19 protein-coding genes are annotated in these 17985 nt (G+C 69.9%); 8 read left to right on the forward strand and 11 right to left on the reverse strand.

The genetic code is table 11. The features are described from left to right. Positions 1-9 precede the first annotated feature (9 nt). The 8 genes from NVS89_RS18345 to NVS89_RS18380 form a co-directional block, all read right to left on the reverse strand. Positions 10-792: an LOG family protein gene (locus NVS89_RS18345; protein ID WP_258734202.1), complete on the reverse strand. Its 783-nt coding sequence runs from the start codon at positions 790-792 to the stop codon at positions 10-12. After that, positions 789-2834 (reverse strand): NAD(+) synthase, encoded by a 2046-nt coding sequence (locus NVS89_RS18350; RefSeq protein ID WP_258734203.1) that lies wholly within the window; start codon positions 2832-2834, stop codon positions 789-791. The genes NVS89_RS18345 and NVS89_RS18350 overlap by 4 nt, the downstream gene beginning before the upstream one ends. A gap of 105 nt (positions 2835-2939) precedes the next feature. Next, positions 2940-3611 carry a phosphoribosyltransferase gene (locus NVS89_RS18355; protein ID WP_258734204.1) on the reverse strand — a complete coding sequence of 224 codons (672 nt, stop codon included), beginning with the start codon at positions 3609-3611 and terminating at the stop codon, positions 2940-2942. Between the two features lie 18 nt (positions 3612-3629). Further along, positions 3630-4736, reverse strand: a complete 1107-nt coding sequence (locus NVS89_RS18360; RefSeq protein ID WP_258734205.1) for a polyhydroxyalkanoate synthase family protein — start codon at positions 4734-4736, stop codon at positions 3630-3632. Between the two features lie 74 nt (positions 4737-4810). Further along, positions 4811-5029, reverse strand: a complete 219-nt coding sequence (locus NVS89_RS18365; RefSeq protein ID WP_258734206.1) for a ChaB family protein — start codon at positions 5027-5029, stop codon at positions 4811-4813. Between the two features lie 65 nt (positions 5030-5094). Further along, positions 5095-5544 (reverse strand): DUF3775 domain-containing protein, encoded by a 450-nt coding sequence (locus NVS89_RS18370; RefSeq protein WP_258734207.1) that lies wholly within the window; start codon positions 5542-5544, stop codon positions 5095-5097. Positions 5545-5640: 96 nt separating this feature from the next. Next, entirely contained in the window at positions 5641-6279 is a 639-nt protein-coding gene (gene pncA, locus NVS89_RS18375; protein WP_258734208.1) for a bifunctional nicotinamidase/pyrazinamidase, read from the reverse strand. Next, positions 6276-6437: a hypothetical protein gene (locus NVS89_RS18380; protein ID WP_258734209.1), complete on the reverse strand. Its 162-nt coding sequence runs from the start codon at positions 6435-6437 to the stop codon at positions 6276-6278. Before NVS89_RS18380 ends, pncA begins: the two co-directional genes overlap by 4 nt. 20 nt (positions 6438-6457) lie before the next feature. Here NVS89_RS18380 and NVS89_RS18385 point away from each other — a divergent pair, with 20 nt between their 5' ends. The 8 genes from NVS89_RS18385 to NVS89_RS18420 all read left to right on the forward strand — a co-directional run bounded on the left by NVS89_RS18385 (position 6458) and on the right by NVS89_RS18420 (position 15292). Then, positions 6458-6829, forward strand: a complete 372-nt coding sequence (locus NVS89_RS18385) for an ArsR/SmtB family transcription factor (RefSeq protein ID WP_258734210.1) — start codon at positions 6458-6460, stop codon at positions 6827-6829. Then, positions 6822-7364 carry an arsenate reductase ArsC gene (locus tag NVS89_RS18390; protein WP_258734211.1) on the forward strand — a complete coding sequence of 181 codons (543 nt, stop codon included), beginning with the start codon at positions 6822-6824 and terminating at the stop codon, positions 7362-7364. Before NVS89_RS18385 ends, NVS89_RS18390 begins: the two co-directional genes overlap by 8 nt. 14 nt (positions 7365-7378) lie before the next feature. After that, a complete protein-coding gene (gene arsC, locus NVS89_RS18395; protein ID WP_258734212.1) occupies positions 7379-8206 on the forward strand; it encodes an arsenate reductase (glutaredoxin) in 828 nt (275 codons plus the stop codon). 6 nt (positions 8207-8212) lie between these two features. Continuing rightward, positions 8213-9271 (forward strand): ACR3 family arsenite efflux transporter, encoded by a 1059-nt coding sequence (arsB, locus tag NVS89_RS18400; RefSeq protein WP_258734213.1) that lies wholly within the window; start codon positions 8213-8215, stop codon positions 9269-9271. Between the two features lie 410 nt (positions 9272-9681). After that, positions 9682-10884: a glycosyltransferase family protein gene (locus NVS89_RS18405; RefSeq protein ID WP_258734214.1), complete on the forward strand. Its 1203-nt coding sequence runs from the start codon at positions 9682-9684 to the stop codon at positions 10882-10884. 1 nt (position 10885) lies between these two features. Then, positions 10886-12229 (forward strand): glycosyltransferase family 4 protein, encoded by a 1344-nt coding sequence (locus NVS89_RS18410; RefSeq protein WP_258734215.1) that lies wholly within the window; start codon positions 10886-10888, stop codon positions 12227-12229. Between the two features lie 4 nt (positions 12230-12233). Continuing rightward, positions 12234-13367 (forward strand): glycosyltransferase family 4 protein, encoded by a 1134-nt coding sequence (locus NVS89_RS18415; RefSeq protein ID WP_258734216.1) that lies wholly within the window; start codon positions 12234-12236, stop codon positions 13365-13367. Next, on the forward strand, positions 13364-15292 hold the full coding sequence (locus tag NVS89_RS18420) for a glycosyltransferase (protein WP_258734217.1): 1929 nt from the start codon (positions 13364-13366) through the stop codon (positions 15290-15292). Before NVS89_RS18415 ends, NVS89_RS18420 begins: the two co-directional genes overlap by 4 nt. On the opposite strand, the gene NVS89_RS18425 is transcribed toward NVS89_RS18420, so the two are convergent. The 3 genes from NVS89_RS18425 to NVS89_RS18435 are packed head-to-tail and all read right to left on the reverse strand — an operon-like array spanning position 15274 to position 17984. Next, entirely contained in the window at positions 15274-15789 is a 516-nt protein-coding gene (locus tag NVS89_RS18425) for a class I SAM-dependent methyltransferase (protein WP_258734218.1), read from the reverse strand. The two genes, NVS89_RS18420 and NVS89_RS18425, sit on opposite strands and share 19 nt — an antisense overlap. A 15-nt stretch (positions 15790-15804) precedes the next feature. Beyond that, positions 15805-16989, reverse strand: a complete 1185-nt coding sequence (locus NVS89_RS18430) for an ABC transporter permease (RefSeq protein ID WP_258734219.1) — start codon at positions 16987-16989, stop codon at positions 15805-15807. Further along, positions 16986-17984 carry an ABC transporter permease gene (locus tag NVS89_RS18435; RefSeq protein ID WP_258734277.1) on the reverse strand — a complete coding sequence of 333 codons (999 nt, stop codon included), beginning with the start codon at positions 17982-17984 and terminating at the stop codon, positions 16986-16988. The genes NVS89_RS18430 and NVS89_RS18435 overlap by 4 nt, the downstream gene beginning before the upstream one ends. Position 17985: the final 1 nt, after the last annotated feature.

Genomic DNA, 17985 nt, shown 5'->3' on the forward strand with positions numbered 1-17985 from the left:
GCGCGTTCTTCAGCCATGCGCCGACAGGCCGGTCGCCTCCAGCTTGAGCCAGACGTCCTCCGCCGTCTCGGCGAAGTGGAACAGATCGCACTCGCCGGCGTCGATCATGCCGTTCTCGACCAGCGAGCCGAAATTGATGACCGAGCGCCAGTATTTTTCGTCGAACAGCACGATGCCGACCGGCGGCGCCTTGTTGGTCGACCTCAGGTTCAGGATCTCGAACAGCTCGTCGAGCGTCCCGAATCCGCCCGGGAACACCACCAGCGCGTTGGCGCGCATGGCGAGGTGCATCTTGCGCATCGCGAAATAATGGAAGCGGAAGGTCAGCTCGGGGGTCGAATAGGGGTTCGGCCCCTGCTCGTGCGGCAGGCTGATGTTGAGGCCGATATTGGGCGCGCCCGCATCGGCCGCGCCGCGATTGGCCGCCTCCATCAGCCCCGGCCCGCCGCCGGTGGCGATCACATTGTCGCGCAGCCCGCCATTGCCGGCCGTCAGCGCCCCGCCACGCTCGGAAGCGAGACGGCCGAAGGCGCGCGCCTGCGCATACCAGAAGGGCTGGCGCCCCGGCCCGTCCTCGCGCACCCGCGCCGAGCCGAACACGACGATGGTCGAGCGGATGTGCCACTTGCGCAGCGCTTCCTCGGCCTTGGCGTATTCGAGCATGAAGCGCACGCCGCGCATCGAATCGCCGAGGATGAAGTCCCGGTCGAGCGCCGCCAGCCCGTAATTGGGCAGCGAGGCCACGTCGCGCGCCGGGGCCTGCCCGTTCTCGTGTCGATGTTCCGGCTTCATTGCCCTTCCCTCGGCAGGTGCGTGTCGAGCTCGTCCAGCCAAACCCGCGCGCCCGCATCCGAAGGGGCACGCCAGTCGCCACGCGGGGAGAGCGAGCCGCCCGACGAGATCTTGGGGCCGTTCGGCAGGGTCGAGCGCTTGAACTGGTTGGTGAAGAAGCGGGAGAGGAAGACCTCCAGCCAGTGGCGGATTTCGCCGAGCGTATAGGCGCGCCGGTCGGCCTCGGGGATATTGGCCGGCCAGCGCCCGCGCTCCACGTCCGACCACGCCTGCGCGGCGAGATAAGCGATGCGCGAGGGCCGGTAGCCGTAGCGCGTGAGGTAGAACAGGCTGAAGTCCTGTAGCGCATACGGCCCGACCACCTGCTGCGTCGACTGGATGGTCGCCGCGCTCGCCGGCACCAGCTCGGGCGAGATCTCGGTGGCGAGGATCGCCTCCAGCACCTCGACCGTCTCCGCCGACACGTCCCCCGAGCCGGCGACGAAGCGGATCAGGTGCTGGATCAGCGTCTTCGGCACCGAGGCGTTGACGTTGTAGTGGGACATGTGGTCGCCCACGCCATAGGTGCACCAGCCTAGCCCGAGCTCCGACAGATCACCCGTGCCGACCACCAGTGCGGCATGCTGATTGGCGAGGCGGAACAGGTAGTCTGTGCGCAGCCCCGCCTGCACGTTCTCGAAGGTGACGTCGTAGACCGGCTCGCCGCGCGCGGAGGGATGATCGAGATCGGCCAGCATCTGCCGCGCCGCCGGGCGGATGTCGATCTCGGCGGCGCAGACGCCGAGCGCCTCCATCAGCGCCCAGGCGTTGGCGCGCGTCTCGTCGGACGTCGCAAAGCCCGGCAGCGTGTAGGCAAGCACGTCCGAGCGCGGGCGCCCGAGCCGGTCCATGGTGCGGGCGGCGACCATCAGCGCCTGCGTGGAATCGAGGCCGCCCGAAACGCCGATCACCACGCGCGGCAGGCGGCTGGCCGCAAGGCGCTGCGCCAGCCCCTGGACCTGGATGTTGTAGGCCTCGTAGCAGTCCTCGCGCAGCCTCGAGGGGTCGGAGGGCACATAGGGGAAGCGCTCGATCAGCCGTTCCAGCGCGACAGGCTCGGGCGGTTGCTCGAGGGCGAAGACCACCACGCGGAACGCGTCCTCCTCCATCTCCTCGCCGACGCAGTCGCCGAAGCTGTTCAGCCGCATGCGCTCCTGCCGCAGGCGCTCGATGTCGATATCGGCGACGGTGAAGACCGCGCCTTCCGGGAAGCGCTCGGTCTCGGCGAGCCGGTCGCCATTCTCGAAGATGGCGGCGTGCCCGTCCCAGGCGAGATCGGTGGTCGATTCGCCGGGGCCGGCGGCCGAATAGGCATAGGCCGCGACGCAGTGCGCCGACTGGCTGGCGCAGAGCAGCCGGCGCGCCTCCGCCTTGCCGATGGTGATGTTGCTGGCCGAGAGGTTCAGCAGCAGCTCGGCGCCCGCCATGGCCGCGCGGGTCGAGGGCGGCAGCGGCACCCAGATGTCCTCGCAGATCTCGACATGGAAGGTCAGCGGAATCGTGCCCTCGGAGCGGAACAGCAGGTCGACCCCGAACGGCGCCGGACGCCCGGCGATGACCGCCTGCTCCCCCCGCCGCCCCAGCCCGGGCGTGAAATGGCGGCGCTCGTAGAATTCACGGTAGTTGGGCAGGTAGCTCTTCGGCACCACGCCGAGCAGCGCGCCGCGATGGATGACGGCCGCGGCGTTGAAGAGCCGACCCGCATGGCGCAGCGGCGCCCCGACCACCAGAACCGGGAACAATTCGCGCGAAGCGTCGATAATCCGCGCCAGCGCGCGCTCCACCTCGTCGAGCAGCGCGTCCTGGAACAGCAGGTCGTCGATCGCGTAGGAGGAGAGGCCGAGTTCGGGGAACAGCATCACCGCGACCTTGCGCCGGTCGCCCTCGGCCGCGAGCTCCAGTACTTCGGTTGCGGCGAAGTCGGGATCGGCCACGGTACCGCGCGGCACGCAGGCAGCCACGCGCGCGAAGCCGTGGCTGTAGAGACAGTTGAATTCCCCCATTCGGGCCTCGCGCTCGGTCTTGCGGCGGGACGCTGCGACGGCCCCGGAATCGACTGCGCGATCTTTGCGCGCGGGCGCGCCCGCCGCCAGACGAAATGCGAACTTTCACTCCGCCCGGGGCGGATCGCCCGGCGCTTCGACCGGAAAGCGCGCGAGCGCAGCGATGACCTCCTCGTCGCTCACCTGGCTGAAATCGCCGTAGAAATAGCCGATAGCGCCGAACGGCTCCGGCGTTTCGAGGCAGACCAGCTCGTCGACCTCGCCTTCGAGATCGGCCACCGCCTCGGGCGGCGCGACCGGCACGGCCAGCACCAGCTCCTTCGGCCCGCGCTGGCGGATCGCCCGCAGCGCCGCCTTGACGGTGGCGCCGGTGGCGATGCCGTCATCGACCACGATCACCGTCTGCCCGGCGATGGGCGCGCGGCGGCGCTGGCCCAGATAGCGGTGCTTGCGTCGTTCGATCTCGGCCAGCTCCGCGTCGCGGACCTCGCCGAACTCGCGTTCGCTGACGCCCATGCGCGCGATCAGCGCCTCGTTGCGCACGACGATCGGATCGGCGCCGTCGACCACCGCGCCGACGGCGAGTTCCGGCTGCATCGTCCAGCCGACCTTGCGGACCAGTACGAGGTCGAGCGGCGCCTTGAGCGCGGCGGCGATCTCCGCCGCCACCGGCACGCCGCCGCGCGGCAGGGCCAGAATGACGGGATGCCGCCCCTTGAAGTTGGCGAGCGCGGCCGCGAGCCGCCTTCCGGCATCCTTGCGATCGGCGAAACCCATGGCTCCCCTCCCGCCCCGTCACGCCTCGGCATCGATCCAGCGCGCGATCTCCGGCCAGGTCTGCGCATGCGCGCGGCGCCCGGCGAGGATCGCCAGATGCTGGAGGCCGACCCCGATCTCCGCCGGATGCTCGATGATGCGCGTTCGCCCGGCCGGCATCTTCGAGAAGAAGGGCGCGACCGAGCTGCGCGGACCGATCTCGTCGGCCGGAACGACGACCGCCAGCACCGGCACCGAAAGATCGGCCGGTCCGAGCCGCCGCCCGCCGATCGTCAGCGCCCCGCGCCGGAAGCGGTCCTCGCGATAGAGCCAGTCCACCATCTCGCAGACCAGCCGCGAGGGCAGCGCCACCTCGTCCAGCGCCCAGCGCTCAATGTGCATGTGAATCGCCATCGCCGCCGGGTCGGCCATGGCGAACATGCCGTCCATCATGCGCGACCAGACGAAGGTGCCCGGCGACATCATCGCGCAGCCCTGCGAGAGCTGCGAGCCGGCGACCAGTCCCTGCCGGGCCATGTCCTTCGACCGGGCAACGACGAGGTCACGGAACCGGCTCGAGCCGGGCGTGAAGCTGAGCGGGGCGCCGAGCAGCACGAGGCCCCGCGCGAGCGAGGGCTCGAGCGCGCAGGCGATCGCCGCCAGCGTGCCGCCGAGCGAATGGCCGAGGACGAAGGGAGACGTCGCCGGCCCGTTCGCCGCCGCCCGCCGGGCCGCGACAACCGCCTCGACATAGGCTTCGACGCCGGCGTCGCCGTCCTGCTCCGAAGGCGGCAGCCATTCCAGCAACCGCACGTCATAGCCATGATCGAGGCAGAAGCGCACGGCGCTGACGTCCGGTGTCAGGTCCCAGATGTAGGGACGCTTGATCGGCGCCGGCACCAGCAGAAGCGGCGCGCCGCCTCCCGGCCCCGCATAGTGGCGCAGGCGCCAATGCGGGCCGCTGGCGACGACCTCATAAGCGCATTCATGGGTGCCGAAGCCGAAGCAGTCGAGCGTTCTCCCCTGCACCTGGCGCAGGTTCTCCATGGCAGCAAGCTGCGTCCGGCGCAGCACGGCCATCAGGTCGGGGGGCTCGGCGAAAGGTCTTTCGGGCAGAGATGGTTCGGGCAGAGATGGTTGGTGCATGGCGCTTTCCTCCCGGTCACGGGGGGCGGCCTTGCCCCCGCGCGTCCTTTCGGCGAGGTAGGCAGGGAGAGGGCTCAGTCCGCCCCGTCCGAACGCACCCATTGCTCGCCTTGCTTGGCATAGGAACGCTTCACCGCCGCCCAGGCGATGCGGAATGCGGCCTCCTCGCCCCGCGGCTCACCGCGATGCGCGTCGAAGGCATGATTGAACGCCTCGCGGAAAATGTCCTGCGCGTGCCGCGGCAGGTGCTCGCGGACCGAGGGTGGAAGATCGGCATTGGCAGCGTAGGGCATGCGTCGCTTCCCTCACCTCGCCCGCTCATGCCTGCCGCGCCGCTCCTGCGCGCCGGCAGCGTCGCTCAGAGCCGGCCGGTCTCGAACTCCTCGCAGGAATAGCCCAGCAGCGAGAGGCCCTCCTCCAGAAAATCCCCGAGCATCGGCGTGCCCAGCAGATAGTCGGCAGTACGGCCATTGTACTCCTGCACGGCCTGCTCGCGCACCCTCTCCCAGTCCTCGGCGGAATAATCGTCCCGGCCGAGCCACATCAGCGCCACCAGGTCGATGCGCTCGTCGATCGACATCGCATGGATGAACGAGCGAATTTCCTGCGCCGACGGGTCGTCGCCATGGTCCTCGAGCACGGCGATGTCGCCGTCGTCGGACGGATTGGAGCCGGGGTCCGGCTCGGTCACCTCGTCCTTGGCATCGAACTCGCGCGCCTTGACGATAAGGAAGCACACGCTCTCCGGCGAGACGGTGAGCACGTCCTCGTCGCCGCCATTGTCTTCGGGTGTCGACTTGTCCTGCATGGACCACTCCTTTGGCCGGCCTGTTCGACGAGACCAACGTGACGACCGGACCACGGTTCCGGCACCTCGTCCTTGAGACGGGTCAAGCTGCCGGTCCTACCCGAGGGCGGCGGAGGGGATGCATTCGACGCCGATGGCCTGGAACTGCCGGCGCGTATCGGCGTCCGAGCCGCCGACGTCGATGCTCCGGCAGCAATCGTCGATCACCACCACGTGGAAGCCTTCGCGCCGGGCGTCCTCGGCCGAGTAGCGCACGCAGAAATCGAAGGCGAGGCCGGCGAGGAAGATGCGCCTGAAGCCGCGCTCGCGCAGATAGCCGCCGAGCCCGGTCGCGGTGCGGCGGTCGTTTTCGTAGAAGGCGGAATAGGAATCGATCCCCGGATGATAGCCCTTGCGCAGGACCAACTCGGCGTGCGGGATCGCGAGGTCCTCGCGCAGCGCCGCGCCCGGCGTGCCCTGCACGCAATGATCCGGCCACAGGATCTGCGCGCCGTAATCGACATCGATGGTCTCATAGGGCTGCGCACCCGGGTGCGAGGACGCGAAGGACAGATGGCCGGGCGGATGCCAGTCCTGCGTCAGCGCCACATGGGCAAAGCCGGCCGCGACCCGGTTGACCACCGGCACCACCTCGTCGCCGCGCGGCACGGCGAGGCCGCCGCCCGGGCAGAAATCATACTGGATGTCGACCACGAGAAGCAGGTCGTGCCTGCCCGGGACGATGTGCTCGGTCACTTTGCCGTCTCCTTTGCCGCGCTCGCCGCCGGGTTGCCCTGACCCGCGGCGCGGATGCCACCATTCATGCGCATCGCGCCGACGATGTGAACCGGGGAGAGGGCATGACGTCCCTTGTAAATTCGTCGGGCCGCGATCTTTAGTTGCGATACGTCCATATGTCGTTTATCGTCGACATATGGACTCGGAGCACGCCATTGCCGCTTTCGCCGCTCTCGCCCAGCCGACGCGTCTCGACGTGTTCCGGCTCCTGATGGCGCATGAGCCCGCGGGCATGCCCGCCGGCGAGATCGCCCGGCGCCTCGACGTGCCGCACAACACCATGTCGACCCATCTGGCCGTTCTCTCCCGCGCCGGGCTGATCGAGGCCGAGCGCCAGAGCCGGTCGATCATCTACCGGGCGCGGCTCGATGCCGTCGCCGCGCTCGCCGGGTTCCTCGTCACGGATTGCTGCGGCGGACGCCCCGAAATCTGCGCGCCGCTGATCGCCGACCTGTCGCCCTGCTGCGCCTCGCCCGACAATGCCGCCAGGGAGGTGGCCAATGACTGACCCATTCCGCACCGAACGCATCTACAACGTCCTGTTCCTGTGCACCGGCAATTCGGCGCGCTCCATCCTCGCCGAGAGCATCCTCGCGCAGGACGGCGCGGGCCGGTTCCGCGCCTTCTCCGCCGGCAGCCAGCCCAAGGGCACGGTCAATCCTCTGGCGCTGAAGGTGCTGCAGAGCTACGGCTACCCGCTTGAGGGCCTGCGCTCGAAGAGCTGGGAGGAGTTCGCGGCGCCCGGCGCGCCGGTCATGGACTTCGTGTTCACCGTCTGCGACGCGGCGGCCGGCGAGGCCTGCCCGGTCTGGCCCGGCCAGCCCATGACCGCGCATTGGGGCATCGAGGACCCGGCCGCGGTCGAAGGCAACGACCTGCAAAAGGAGGCGGCCTTCGTCGCCGCCTTCCGTCACCTCAGGAACCGCATCTCCGTCTTCGCGGCGCTGCCGATCGCCAGCCTCGACCGCATGACGCTCGGCGCGAGGCTGGCCGAGATCGGCCAGTTGCAGGGCACGACCCGGCCCCGCCCGAGCGCGGCCTGAGCACGGGCAGACCCATGGACGTCATCGTCTACCACAACCCCGATTGCGGCACCTCGCGCAATGTGCTCGCCCTCATCCGGCATGCCGGCATCGAGCCGCATGTCGTCGAGTACCTGAAATCGCCGCCGACCCCTGCGCTGCTGCGCCAGCTCGCGCACCGCATGGGCTGGCCGCTGCGGAACCTGCTGCGCGAGCGCGGCACGCCCTTCGCTGAGCTCGGCCTCGACGACCCGGCGCTCGACGACGAGGCCCTGCTGGCCGCGGTGCGCGAGCATCCGATACTGATCAACCGACCGATCGTCGTCTCGCCTCTCGGCGTGAAGCTCTGCCGCCCGTCGGAGACGGTGCTGGACGTCCTTCCCATCGTGCCGGCCACCGATTTCGACAAGGACGACGGCACGCCGTTCCTGCGCGACGAGCAGGTCGCGGCGAGCGATCCGCGCCTCGCCAAGGCACTGCGCGACGCCGGGCTGCCTACCGATGACCTGCGCGGCAGCGCCGGGCGCTTCTTCAGCTACCGCACGCTCGGCGGCAAGCTCGTCGGCTATGCCGGCTTCGAGCTGTTCGGCTCGGACGCGCTGCTGCGCTCCCTGCTGGTCAAGGAGGAGTGGCGCCACCGCGGCATCGGCCGGAACCTCGTCCTCCTGCTGTCGAGCCGCGCCTTCGACGCCGGCGCACGCCATGTCTGGCTGGCGGCGACCTCCGCGGCCGGCTTCTTCGCGACGATCGGCTTCGGCGCCGTCGACCGCCGGCGCGTGCCCGACCCGATCCTCCAGTCGCCGCTCCTCGCCACCCTCTGCCCGGCCGGGGCCGAGCTCTTCACCCGTCGCATCCTGCTCTGAGGCACCATGTCGACCTTCGAACGCTACCTGACCGTCTGGGTGGGCCTGTGCATCGTCGCGGGCGTGGCGCTCGGGCACCTGCTGCCGGGCCTGTTCCACGCCATCGCCGCCGCCGAAATCGCGAGGGTCAACCTGCCGGTCGCGGTGCTGATCTGGCTGATGATCATCCCGATGCTGCTGCGGATCGACTTCGCGGCGCTGGCCGAGGTGCGCCGGCACTGGCGCGGCATCGGCGTCACGCTGTTCGTCAACTGGGCGGTGAAGCCGTTCTCCATGGCCGCGCTCGGCTGGCTGTTCATCGGCTGGCTGTTCCGGCCCTACCTGCCGGCCGACCAGATCGACAGCTACATCGCCGGGCTCATCCTGCTCGCGGCGGCCCCCTGCACCGCCATGGTCTTCGTGTGGTCGAACCTCACCCGCGGCGAGCCGCATTTCACGCTCAGCCAGGTGGCGCTCAACGACGCCATCATGGTTGTCGCCTTCGCGCCGATCGTCGGGCTGCTGCTCGGCCTCTCCGCCATCGTCGTGCCGTGGGCGACGCTCGCACTCTCGGTGGCGCTCTACATCGTCGTTCCCGTCATCCTCGCCCAGCTCATCCGCGCCGCGCTCCTGCGCAGCGGCGGCGAGGCGGCGTTGGCCGGCCTGCTGGCGCGGCTCCAGCCGCTCTCGCTGGCGGCGCTATTGGCGACGCTGGTGCTGCTGTTCGGCTTCCAGGGCGACGAGATCCTGCGCCAGCCGCTGGTCATCGCCCTGCTCGCCGTGCCGATCCTGATCCAGGTCTATTTCAACGCCGGGTTCGCCTACCTGCTCAACCGCCTTGCCGGCGAGCGCCATTGCGTCGCCGGACCGTCGGCGCTGATCGGCGCCTCAAACTTCTTCGAGCTCGCCGTCGCCGCCGCGATCAGCCTGTTCGGCTTCCGCTCCGGCGCGGCGCTGGCGACCGTGGTCGGCGTGCTCATCGAGGTGCCGGTGATGCTCTCCGTAGTGTGGATCGTGAACCGGTCCAGGGGCTGGTACGAGGAATCAGGCTCCCCAAGCGCCTCCCGCTCGACCGGCGCGCCCTGACGGCGGCCGCCGGACGGTTTCGCCCGGATGCGACCTGCCGCTTGCGGCAGCGCCCCCACCCCGGCACCATAGCCAGGCACCGCCCCGAAGCGGGCGGCCTGCGGCTGGACGGCGCGGACGCCTTGGTTCATGCTGCTCCGGCACGAGGCTCCAACGCTTGCGGCGCGGGCCGCCGGCCGGTTTTTTCGAGTTCGCATTTTCGCCCACGGCTCATCCGATGGGCCGTCTCGACAGAGCGCACCGCGCCGTCTTACCATCGGCGCAACATCCGGCATCACGGGGCATGGTCGTCGGACCGGCCCGGAAACAGACATGGCGAACTGCCTGCGGGAAGACTGATGGAACGTACTTCCGGCGACGCGTCCCCTACCGAGTCGGTACGGCAGGGCAGGAGGACGCCCCGTGTCCTCATGTACAGCCACGACACCTACGGGCTCGGCCATATCCGCCGTTCGCGCGCCATCGCGAACGCGCTGGTGGCCGCGCATGGCGACGTGTCGGTGCTCATCATCTCCGGCTCGGCGCTGGCGGGAAGCTTCAACTTCGCGCCGGGGATCGACTTCGTGCACGTACCCGGCGTCGCCAAGAGCGAGAACGGCAGCTATGCCAGCGCCAATCTGCGGCTCGACGTCTCCGAGGTGACGGCGATCCGCGAGGCGCTCATCCGCCAGACCGCGGAATCGTTCCGGCCCGACATCTTCATCGCCGACAAGGAGCCCGCCGGCTTCCGCGGCGAACTGGTGCCCAGCCTCAAGCTGATGGGCAACATGGGCACGCGCCGCATCATCGGCGTGCGCGATGTGCTCGACAGCCCGGAGATCATCCGCGCCGAATGGCACGACAAGGGCGCCATCCGCGTCATGACCGACCATTACGACGACGTGCTGGTCTACGGGAGCGAGGAGTTCTACCGCCCGCTCGACGGCATTCCCCTGCCGGCCGACATGCATTCGCGCATCGTCTATACGGGCTATCTGCGCCGCTCGGTTCCCGGCGGGTCCTCGGGGATTCGCTACCCGCGCTCCACCAAGGGGCCATTCATCCTCGTCACCACCGGCGGCGGAGCGGACGGCGCGGGGCTGATCGACTGGGTGATTTCCGCCTACGAGGCCGACCCCGACATCCCGCTGCCCTCGGTCATCACCTTCGGGCCCTTCCTGTCGAACGCGCAGCGCACGCATTTCCTGGAGCGCATCGAGCGGCTGCCGAAGGTCGACGCCATCGTGTTCGACCCCAAGATCGAGCGGCTGATGAGCCGGGCCACAGCGGTCGTCGCCATGGGCGGCTACAACACCTTCTGCGAGATCCTCTCCTTCGACACGCCGGCGCTGCTGATGCCGCGCTCGCGCCCGCGCCAGGAGCAGCTCATCCGGGCCAGCCGCGCCTCCGCGCTCGGCCTCGTGCAGATGCTGCTCGATCCGATCGAGCAGGGCGAGGCGAGCCGCGACCCGCTCGTCATGGCGCAGGCGCTGACCGCGCTGCGCGACCAGCCCGCGCCCTCGCAGGTCGCCTCCCCCGGCCTGCTCGACGGCCTGCCGCGCATCGCCAGCTACATCGCACCGCATTTCATGCCGCAGGCCGGCACCATGGCCTCGATCGGTCTCGGGGGCTGATTTGCTGCTCGTTCCTTCCGGCGAGGGACGCCCGGCCGGCGCGTCCCGCATCGCGATCGTCCTCAAGGGCTATCCGCGCCTCTCCGAGACCTTCATCGCGCAGGAAATCCTCGAGCTGGAGCGGCGGGGATTCGCGTTCGACATCTGGTCGCTGCGCCATCCGACCGACCGCTACCGCCACCCCATGCACGAGGCGATCTCGGCCCGGCTGTTCTACCTGCCGGAATATCTGAAGGACGACCCGCGCCGCGTGCTGAAGGGCATGGTCCACGCCTTCCGGCACCTGCGGTGGAAGCCGACCCTGCGCGTGTTCCTGCGCGACCTGCGGCGCGACCCTTCCGCGAGCCGGATGCGCCGGATCGGCCAGGCCTTCGTGCTGGCGCGCGAGCTCGACCCCGGCATCCGGCACCTGCACGTCCATTTCCTGCACACGCCGGCCTCCGTGACCCGCTACGCGGCGCTGCTGACCGGCCGCAGCTTCTCCTTCTCGGCGCATGCCAAGGACATCTGGACCACGCCGGAATGGGAGCGCCGCGAGAAGATCGCCGGGGCGCGCTGGGGCGCGACCTGCACCGCCGACGGCTGGAACGAGCTGCGCCGGGTCTCGGGCCCCGCGGGCGGGCGGGTCGAGCTGGTCTATCACGGGCTCGATCTCGCGCGCTTTCCCGCCCCGCCCGCAGCGCGCCGGCCGGCGGACGGCAGCGACCCCACCGATCCGGTCCGGCTCATCGCGGTCGGCCGCGCCGTGACCAAGAAGGGCCTCGACACGCTGGTCGACGCGCTCGCCCTGCTGCCGGCCTCGCTCGGCTGGCGGCTGGTGCATATCGGCACCGGGCCGCTCGTCGACGCGCTGAAGGCGCAGGCCGCGCGGCTCGGCATCGCCGACAGGATCGAATGGCGCGGCAGCCAGGCGCAGGGCACCGTGATCGAGGCGCTGCGCGAGGCCGATCTCTTCGTGCTGCCGAGCCGGCCGGGCGAGGACGGCGACCGTGACGGCCTGCCCAACGTGCTGATGGAAGCGGCGACGCAGGAGCTGCCCATCGTCTCCACCCGGTTCGCCGGCGTGCCGGAGTTCATCGACGACGGCGTGAACGGGCTCCTCGTGCCGCCGGGCGACGCGGCCGCGCTCTCCGAGGCGCTCGCCGCCCTCATCGCCGATCCGCAGCGGCGCCGCGCACTCGGCCGCGCGGCCCATGCGCGGCTCATTGCGGACTTCACCTTCGACGCCGGCATCGACCGGCTGGAGGCACTGCTGCGCGACCCGGATCGCTATGCCGTCCCGCACCCGGCCGAGATCGCCGCAGAAGGCGAAGATGCGGCCGAGAGCGTCGCGGCCAGGCCCTGAGGCGATGCGCTGCCTGTTCCTCGCGCCGCTCAAATCGCCCGACCACCCGACACCCTCCGGCGAGCGGACCATGGCCCGGCTGTTCGTCAAGCTGCTGACGACGCTCGGCTATGAGGTCGAGCTGGCCTCGCAGCTGCGCAGCTACCTGCCCGATCCGGACGAGGCGGGCTGGCGCGACAGGCTGGAGGAGGCGCGCGCGGACATCGATCGGCTGGCCGGCGCGCCGCAGGGCGAGAGGGTCGCCTGCGTCTTCACCTACCACGTCTACTACAAAGCGCCCGACCTGATCGGCCCGGAACTCGCGCGGCGTCTTGGCGTGCCCTATGTCATCGCCGAGCCCTCCCGCGCCCCGAAGCGCGCCACCGGCCGCTTCGCCGAGGGGCATGCGCTGGCCGAACGGGCGATCGACGCGGCGCGGCTGCTGCTGACACCGACCGCCGCTGACCGCGAGATGCTGGAGAGGCTGAAGCCCGCCGGGCAGCACATCGCCGACCTCAAGCCCTTCATGGACCTGTCGGAATGGCCCCATCTGCCGGCCCCGGGCATCAGGCCGACCGGCAGGCACGAGGCGCCGCGGCTCATCAGCGTCGCCATGATGCGCCGGGGCGACAAGCTCGCTTCCTACCGCCAGCTCGCCGAGGCGTTGGCCATGATCGCGACGCGGAACGCCAACTGGACCCTAGATATCGTCGGCGACGGGCCGGCTCGGAGCGAGGTCGAGGCCGCCTTTGCCCCGCTCGGCGACCGCGTCGTCTTCCACGGCGCCATCACCGACCGCGCCGCGCTGAGCGAGCGGCTGCGGCGCGCCGACATCTTCGTGTGGCCGGGCGTCAATGAGGCGTTCGGCGCCGCCTATCTGGAGGCGCAGGCACACGGCCTGCCCTGCGTCGCCGGCGCCTATGGCGGCATCGCCGACGCCATGCGCGCGGGCCGCACCGGCCTGCTCACCCCCGCGGGCGACGTCGCCGCCTTCGCCGGCGCCATCGAGAGCCTGCTCGCCGATGCGGAGAAGCGGCGCGCCATGGGCGCCGAGGCCGCGCGTTTCATCGCCAGCGAGCGCTCCCTCCCCGTAGCCGCCGCGACGCTCGCCCGCGCCTTCACCCGCGCGGGCATCCCGCTGCCGGAGACCAACGAGTGAACGATTTCAAGGTGATGATCGTCGTCACCCACCTGCTCGGCGTGGGCCATCTCACCCGCATGGCCGCGGTCGGCCGGGCGATGGCGGCGCGCGGCTGGAAGGTGACGCTGGTCTCCGGCGGCCGGCCCGCCGCGACGGTCGCGCTCGACGGAGTCGATCTGGTCCAGCTCCCGCCGGTGCATTGCGTCGGTACCGATTTCTCGACGCTCTACGCGGCGACGGACGTGCGCGCTGATGCGGCATGGTTCGCGATGCGCCGCGCCGCCCTTCTCGCCGCCTTCGACGCGGCCGCACCGGACGCGCTCATAACCGAGCTCTATCCCTTCGGCCGCCGCTCGTTGGCGGCGGAGTTCGACGCGCTGCTCGAGCACGCCCTCGCGCGCCCCGACCGGCCGGCGATCCTCTGTTCGATCCGCGACGTGCTCAACCCGCCCTCGCGGCCCGAGCGGGTCGCGGCGACACTGGCCCGGCTCGGCGCCTGCTACGATGCCGTGCTGTTCCACGGCGCCGCCGAAATGGTTCCGCTCGCCGCCTCGTGGCCCGAGGCCGGAAAGCTCGACTACCGGCTGAGAGAAACCGGTTATGTCCATGACGGTGAACGCGCTTTCGCCGATGATGGGAATACTGGCCGCGATGAGATCGTCGTCTCCGGCGGCGGCTCGGCGGCCGGCCTGCCGCTGGCGCGAACCGCCATCGAGGCCGCCCGGCTGATGCCGGCGCGGCAATGGCGCCTGCTCGTCGGCCATGGCGTTCCCGAAGAGGTCTTCGCCGCGCTCGGCGCGCAGGCACCGGCGAACATGCGCGTCGAGCGGGCGCGGCCGGACTTCCCGGCCCTGCTCGCCCGCGCTGCGGCCTCGGTCAGCCAGTCCGGCTACAACACCGTGCTCGACCTCGCCGCCGCCAATGCCCGCGCGATCCTCGTGCCCTTCGCCGAGGGCGGCGAGAAGGAGCAGACCATCCGCGCCGAGGAACTCACCCGGCGCGGCCTCGCCCGACATCTGCCGGCCGCCGACCTCACCGCCGAGACGCTGGCAGGCGCGCTCGGTGAGCTTCTGGAGCGCCCGGCCCCGGACTGGAGCGGCATAGGGCGCGAGGGGGCGGCACGGGCGGCCGACATCGTCGCGGAGGAGATCGCGCGGCGGCGTGCCATCGAGGCCGGCTGGGTGCGGCTCGACCTGCTAATGGCGCGTGCCCGAGCGGCGGGGCGGATAATCGACTTCTGGTGGCGCGACGACGACGCGACCGATCCCACACCCGCCCTCGATGCGCTGCTCGCGCGCCGGGAGCGCTGGCAGGTGCCGCTCGCCCTCGCGGTTATCCCCTCCCGCGCCACCCCGGCCCTCGCCGAGCGGCTTGCCGGCGAGACCGGCATCGACGTGCTGGCGCATGGCTGGGCGCACGCCAACCACGCCCCAGCCGGGGTGAAGAAAGCCGAGTTCGGCCCCCACCGCTCAACCGAGGCGATGCTCGCCGAGGCGCAGGCCGGCCACCAGCGGCTCGCGGAGCTGTTCGGCCCCCGCGCTTTGCCCGTCTTCGTGCCGCCATGGAACCGGATCGATCCCGCCCTCGCGGGCCGCCATTCCGAAGCCGGCTATCGACTTCTCTCGACCTATCAGCGCCGGCCCGCGCACGCCCTGCCCGGCCTCGTTGCGGTCAACGCCCATCTCGATCCGATCGACTGGCATGGCGGCGGCGGGCTGGTCGACGAGACCGTGCTGCTGGACCGGCTCGGGCGGCTGGTCGAGGAGGAGCTCGACGCCCCGCCGGGCACGCTCGAGCCGATCGGCCTCCTCACCCACCATCTGGTGCACGATGGCTGGATCGACCGCTTCCTCGACGGGCTGATCGGCCGCCTGCTCGGCTCCGGCGCCGCGCGCTTCCGCTCGCTGGCCGAGTTCCTGCCCACTCAGGAAGGGCGGCGGTAGAGATAGTAACGGCCCTCGCGCGCGCCGGGCGGCAGCGGCAGGGCCTCGAATCCGTCGAGCTCCAGCGGCAGGTCGGACATCACGATCCCGCCCGGCGCCATCACCGGCGGCAGCAGCCGTGCGGACATGGCGGCGACGCGGCGGTTCAGCTCGCGGTCGAACGAGCCGAGGTCGGAATTGGCCAGCACCACCCGCCCCGCCAGCCGCTCGCCGAGCGCCGGCAGTGTCTCCTCGATCTCGCCGAGGAAAAGATGCGCCGGGTCGGGCCGGCAGTCCTCATAGGCCTTGTTCACCCGGTCGAAGACGAAGATCTCGCGCCCTCGCAGGTGCCGGCGCAGATGATCGAAGGTGCGCCCGAGCCCGAGCCCGAGCTCGACCACCGGCCCGGGCCGGTCCGCGATGGCCTCGAAGGCATAGGCGAGGCAGGCATGCTGGGCCTGGAGGCGGAACAGCGTCTTCTCGAGGCGGGAAATCTCGGAGGGGGAGGTGTCGGACATGCGGCGGAGGAAATCTCAGCGATAGGGATCGGCCGCGTCGCGAAGCCCGTCGCCCAGGAAGTTGAAGGCGAGGATCACCGCGATGACGGGAACGACCGGCAGAATGAGCCAGGGATAGAGCACGACGATGTTGATGTTCTGCGCCTCGTTCAGCATCACGCCCCAGCTCGTGATGGGCGGGCGCAGGCCGAGGCCGAGGAAGGACAGCGCCGTCTCGCCGAGGATCATGCTCGGAATGGCGATGGTCGCCATGGCGATGAGATGGCTCATGAAGCCCGGCACGAGGTGGCGGAACACGATGCGCGGCGTCTTCGCGCCCATGAGCTGGGCGGCGACCACATAGTCGTCCTCGCGCAGCGAGAGCAGCTTGGAGCGCACCGCGCGCGCCAGCCCGGTCCAGTCCATCAGCCCGAGGATGATGGTGATGCCGAAATAGACCAGCAGCGGGCTCCAGGTCGGCGGCATCACCGACGAGAGCGCCAGCCAGAGTGGGATGTGCGGCAGCGACTGGACTACCTCGATGGCGCGCTGGGTCAAGAGGTCGAACCAGCCGCCGTAATAGCCCGCCAGCCCGCCGATGATGATGCCGAGCCCGAAGCTGACCGAGATGCCGATCAGGCCGATGGTGAGCGAGATCCGCGCGCCGTAGATCAGCCGCGAGAGCATGTCGCGGCCGAGCCGGTCGGTTCCCAGCACGAACAGCGTGCCGCCCTCGCCCGGGCACACGAGGTGCAGATTGCCCTCGACGAGGCCCCAGAACCGGTAGCTGTCGCCGCGGCAGAAGAACCGCACCGGATAGATGCGGCTGGTGTCCTCGGTGTAGTTGCGGCGCAGCTTCTCCATGTCGAGCGTGTAGGTCAGCCCATAGGTGAACGGGCCGATGAAATTGCCGTCGTGGAACAGGTGGACCGCCTGCGGCGGGCTGCGGATGAAGTCGGTGTGGCGTTCGGTATAATTATACGGCGCAAGAAACTCGCTGATGAGGATCGAGGCGTAGAGCACCGCGAGGAACAGCCCGGAGACGACGGCGAGGCGGTGGCGCTTGAACTTCCACCACATCAGGGTGAGCTGCGAAGCGAGATAGATCCGCTCCTGCGCCTTGGTCATCGGCTCGGTGGCGTAGGGATCGAACGGCGCGTCGTCGACGAAGTGATCCAGCGGCGCGCCCGGCGGCGGCAGGGAATGGGTGGTCGCGCTCATTTCAGGCTGCCCCCCTGAAGCCGGATGCGCGGGTCGAGGAAGGCGAGCGCGATGTCCGAGATCAGCACGCCGATCACGGTCAGGCAGGACAAGAAGAGGAGGAACGAGCCGGCCAGATACATGTCCTGGCTCTGTAGCGCCCGCAGCAGCAGCGGGCCCGTGGTTTGCAGCGAGAGAACGACGGCGGTAAGCTCCGAGCCCGAGACCACCGTCGGCAGGATGTCGCCGATGTTCGAGACGAAGAAGTTGAGCGACATGCGCAGCGGGTATTTCACCAGTGCCTTGCCGGGCGGCAGGCCCTTGGCCTTGGCGGTGACGTAGTACTGTTTCTGAAGCTCGTCCAGGAGGTTGGCACGGATTGCGCGCACCATGGTTCCGGTTCCGCCGGCACCGATGATGATCACCGGAATCCAGAGATGGGCAAGAATCGACTGCACCTTGGCCCAGCTCATGGGCTCGTTGAAATAGATCGGGTCCATCAATCCGCCGATCGACAGGCCAAACCACACATTGGCGAAGTACATGGTGATCAGCGCCAGCAGGAAGTGCGGCACGGCGATGCCGAGCAGGCCGACGAAGGTGAGGCCGTAATCCCCCCAGCTATAGGGATGGGTGGCCGAATAGATGCCGATGGGGAAAGCGACCAGCCAGGTCAGCAAGATGGTGCTGAACGACACCAGGATGGTGAGGCCGAGCCGCTCGCCGACGAGGTCGCGCACCGGCATCTCATATTCGAAGGAATAGCCGAAATCCCCCCGCACGAAGCCGCCGATCCAGCGAAAATAGCGTTCGACCGGCGGGCGGTCGAAGCCGTATTCGCGCTTGAGGAACTCGATGCGGCTGGTGTCGGCGTGCTCGCCCTGCGCCGCCATCTCGGCCTGTAGGGTCTCGAAATAGTCGCTCGGCGGCAGCTCCATCACGGTGAAGATCAGCGCGCTGGTGACGAGCAGCGTCGGGACCATGATGAGGATGCGGCGGAGGATGTAGCGCAGCAGC

The organism is Ancylobacter mangrovi, from assembly GCF_024752355.1.
Taxonomy (GTDB): domain Bacteria; phylum Pseudomonadota; class Alphaproteobacteria; order Rhizobiales; family Xanthobacteraceae; genus Ancylobacter; species Ancylobacter mangrovi.